The following is a 3,945-nucleotide window of genomic DNA, read 5'->3' as shown; positions in this document are numbered from 1 at the left end:
CAATCGCCTTAATCTTGTGCTGCAGGTTACCACTGTGGGACGCCTCATCCGGGGCTTCCACATGCACATAGACGAAATCAAGCTGCTCCAGGGCAGCCAGGGCAGCCTCGGCCTTGCCTTTGTAATTGGTATCAATGTAGCCGGTGGCTCCCGGTACATTAATCACTTCCAGACCGGCAGCGAGACCGATTCCCTTCATCAGGTCAACCGCCGAGATCACCGCGCCGGACAGACCAAATTTTTCCTGATAGGGCTGCAACACCGGTGATTTACCATGGCCCCAAAGCCAGATCGAGGTGGCTGGCAGCTCATCACGCTCCTTGCGCTGCTTGTTGACAGGATGGTTGTGCAGCACCATTTGTGATGAATTCATCAGATTAATCAGCTCATCGGCTCCCTCTCCCTGGGGCAGATATTCCCGCACCTTTTTGCCGCTGATATCATGAGGCGGCGTAGCGGTCATGGTATCCTTGCCATTACGCCAGACCAGCAGGTGACGATAGCCTACGCCGGGGTGGAACTCAAAATGCTCATCACCCAGCTCTTCCTGCAGGGTGGTGATCAGCTGATGGGATTCTTCACTACCGATATGACCGGCAGAGAAATCCTCCATGTAGATCTTGCCGTTGTGGGGGGTCATGGTGACCAGATTCATACGGAAGGCCACATCATGAGGACCGAGCTGCACCCCCATACTTATCGCCTCCAGGGGAGAACGACCGGTGTAGCAGCTGCGGGGGTCATAACCAAACACGGAGAGATTGGCCACATCGCTGCCAGGGGGCAGGCCATCCGGTACCGTATGCGCCAGTCCAACCTGCCCGGCCTGGGCCATCCGGTCCATATTAGGGGTTTGTGCTGCCTGCAGCGGGGTCTTGCCATCTAATTCTGCACAGGGCTCATCGGACATGCCGTCGCCCAGAAGGACTATGATCTTCATACACACCTTTCCATACGGGTAAAATAGGCCTTGATACTAGCTGTTAAGGCCGCTCTTTGTCAATTACCGCTCTATCTTTCTGACAAAGATCTCCCGTGCCAGGGCCGTATCAATGGCAAATTCAGAAAACCCGACGCGGAAGATATAAGAAGGAAAGGACTGCACCAGAATAATCCGGTTGCCCGGCAACACACCCATGGCCATCAGCTTCTGCATCTTTTTGCTGTCATCGGTCTGGATATAGGCGATCTCCCCCTCTTGACCAGACCTGAATTCAGTCAGCGGCACCACCCCCAGATCCCCCTTCTGGCGCGCCTCGATGCAGCAATCGCCTGGTGGAATCGGCTTGCCGTGGGGACAGGTAGACGGGTGATTCAGCATGGTACACAGCTTGGTATCCACCCCTTCATTCAGCAGATGCTCAAACTGACAGGCCTTGTCATCACCTTCTTCACCCTTGATGTTGAAGACGTCCATCATCAGACGCTCGGCCAGACGGTGGCGGCGAATGGTTTTTTTCCCCTCTTCCCGCCCTTCCTGACGGAAGTAGAGCATGCCATGGCGCAGCTCAACCAGAGACTTTGCGGTCAGCTCCCGGCAAGCGGCATCGTCCTCAGGAAGCTGCATTCTGGCAGGATCATAAAAGGCCGCCCCTTCCTCTTCAATGGCGATCCACATCGCCTCAAGGATCTCTTCCGCATGTTCAGAGAGTTTCATTGGTCTTGCTCCTTATCATTCCTTGTTACCATACTTTTCAGACGTTTCAAGAAGGCCGGTTCCTGCACATTCTTGTATCCGCAACGGGGGCAGTGAATGCCTTGGCATCCACCGGCACAGGCACCGCAGCCCGGTTGCATTCCTTCTGATTCGTCAAACTCATGCCCGCAGAATCCGCACCGTATCATGGCTTACTCCTAACCCAGTAACCGGGTCGTCACCAGCACCTGATTCAACAGATAGCCGCTACCAAAGGCCAACAGGCTGACAAAGACAAAAATCGCCAATGAGACCCGCCAGCCACGCTCCTTCAGCATCATCAGAAATTGCGCCACACAGGGGATAAACAGGGTCAGTGTCACCGCTGCAACGGTCAGCTGACGGCCATCCAGCAACCCCTTGCTCTGCAGATCGTACAGACCTGCTGCGCCGTAATCCCGGCGGAAGAAACCAAAAATAAAGGCGATTGCCGCCTCCCTGGGCAGGCCAATCCCCTGCATCAGCGGGGTCATGGCATTCACCAGCTTCTCCATGCCACCGGTGATCTTGCCCAGCCACATCAGCACCGAAGCCAGCACAAACAGCGGCAGGATCTCCAGAAAATACCACTGCATCCGGGTATAGGTCTTGGTCAACACGTTGGAAAGTTGTGGCAAACGCATCGGCGGCAGCTCCATATAAAACATCGGCGCCTCACCGGGCATCAGCTTGCCAGCCAGAACGCCCACCAGCACAAACAGCAGGGTCATGCAGGCGATCCAAACCAGCAGGCCGCCCGGTGTGCGGGCCAGCAGAGCCAGAATCACCCCCAGCTGGGCAGAACAGGGGATCGCCAATGCCAGCAGCAGTGTGGCGATCACCCGCTCCCGCACCGTCTCCAGAGTCCGGGTCACCATGGTTGCCATGGTACTGCAACCAAAACCAAGCACCATCGGGATCACGGAACGGCCTGACAGACCAAACCACTTGAAGCCCCGATCCACCAACAGTGCCAGGCGGGGCAGATAGCCGGCATCCTCCAGAATGGAAAAGAAGATAAAAAAGGTAGTCACAATCGGCAGGATAATCCCCACCGCATAGCGCAAACCCAGGGTAATGATGCCATATTCCCCCACCAGCAGCTCCTGCAGCCACCACCAGGGAATCCAGCCGGTTAAAAGACTGGTGATCCAGGGGTTAAACAGCTTTTCAAACAGCTCCCCTTCCAGAAAATCCACCAGGGTACCGGCGCCAAAATCACCCACAAACTTGTACAGGCCGAAATAAAGCGTCAGCAGCAACAGCGGGATACCGGTAAGCGGCTGCACTGTCAGCCGGGAAAGCCGACTACCCCAGGTTTCACGCTGCTTATCCGGTAGGGTGATCACCCCCCGCACCAGCCGGTTGACGATCTCCTTGCGTTCCATGGAGAGATCCAGGTGAAACGATTCACGGCGCTCAAAGGCGATCTCACGCACCTTCTCCGCCAGTGCCGGGTATCGCTCTCCCTCCCCCTGCGCCACCAACCCGCTCACCTCTTCATCACCCTGTAACAGCAGCAGCGCCAATGCGCGGCGTGACAGAACATAACCGCTCTGCAGCAGGCGGGAAACCTCGGCAATATCATGCTCCAACAGACGGCTGTAGCTGATCGGCAGGCCACAGCTGGTGCCAAGCCCGGCAATGGCCCTCTTAATCTCTTCAATCCCCCGTTTGCGGGCTGTTGCCGCAGCAATCACCGGTATCCCCAGCCGCTGCTGTAACAGGGCCAGATCAAAGGAGAGCCCCATCCGCTCTGCCTCATCCATGATATTAACCACCAGAACCACCGGCAGACCAGCCTCGATCAACTGGATCGTCATGGCCAGCATCCGCTCCAGATTGCGAGCATCCAGCACATGCAGCACCACATCCGGTTTTTCATTCAGAAGGATCTCACGGGCAACCCGCTCCTCCTCTGTAATAGTATGCACGGCATACATACCGGGGGTATCAATCACCTGCCAGGTCTCATCCGCTATGGTGGTGTTTCCCCGTGACACCTCAACCGAAGTGCCGGGATAGTTGGAAACCGTGACATAACTGCCGGTCAGGGCGTTAAACAACACACTTTTACCCACGTTGGGATTACCCACCAGGGCAACCCGGCGAAGGTGCTGAGGAGTATCTGGAGTTACCGCAGAAGCTGACATCATGTATTCCTTGTAGTGAAAGCCATTTTCAAAAAACAGCGGCAGGCTTCTAAGCTTTGTTGGAACAGGCTGGGCAGAGCCCGAACAGCTGCATCTTATGGGCAGTCAGGCTAAAGC

3 protein-coding genes are annotated in these 3,945 nt (G+C 56.1%); all 3 read right to left on the bottom strand.

Annotation, left to right across the window (positions count from 1 at the left end; genetic code table 11):
- A partial coding sequence (locus tag OEL57_RS15045) for a cofactor-independent phosphoglycerate mutase (RefSeq protein WP_300741570.1) occupies positions 1–940 on the bottom strand: 940 nt, incomplete at its 3' end.
- A gap of 63 nt (positions 941–1,003) precedes the next feature.
- Complete coding sequence (locus tag OEL57_RS15040; RefSeq protein ID WP_300741568.1) at positions 1,004–1,657, bottom strand: metal-dependent transcriptional regulator; 654 nt, start codon at positions 1,655–1,657, stop codon at positions 1,004–1,006.
- 197 nt (positions 1,658–1,854) lie between these two features.
- Positions 1,855–3,828: a ferrous iron transport protein B gene (feoB, locus tag OEL57_RS15030; protein ID WP_300741572.1), complete on the bottom strand. Its 1,974-nt coding sequence runs from the start codon at positions 3,826–3,828 to the stop codon at positions 1,855–1,857.
- Positions 3,829–3,945 lie beyond the last annotated feature (117 nt).

The organism is Trichlorobacter sp. (genome assembly GCF_030247655.1).
Taxonomy (GTDB): domain Bacteria; phylum Desulfobacterota; class Desulfuromonadia; order Geobacterales; family Pseudopelobacteraceae; genus Trichlorobacter.
This window is presented reverse-complemented; position numbering and strand designations above follow the sequence as displayed.

Excerpts from the sequence above, each read along its gene's own strand:
- OEL57_RS15040 (WP_300741568.1), bottom strand. The coding sequence starts at position 1,657 with ATGAAACTCTCTGAACATGCGGAAGAGATCCTTGAGGCGATGTGGATC.
- feoB (WP_300741572.1), bottom strand. The coding sequence starts at position 3,828 with ATGTCAGCTTCTGCGGTAACTCCAGATACTCCTCAGCACCTTCGCCGG.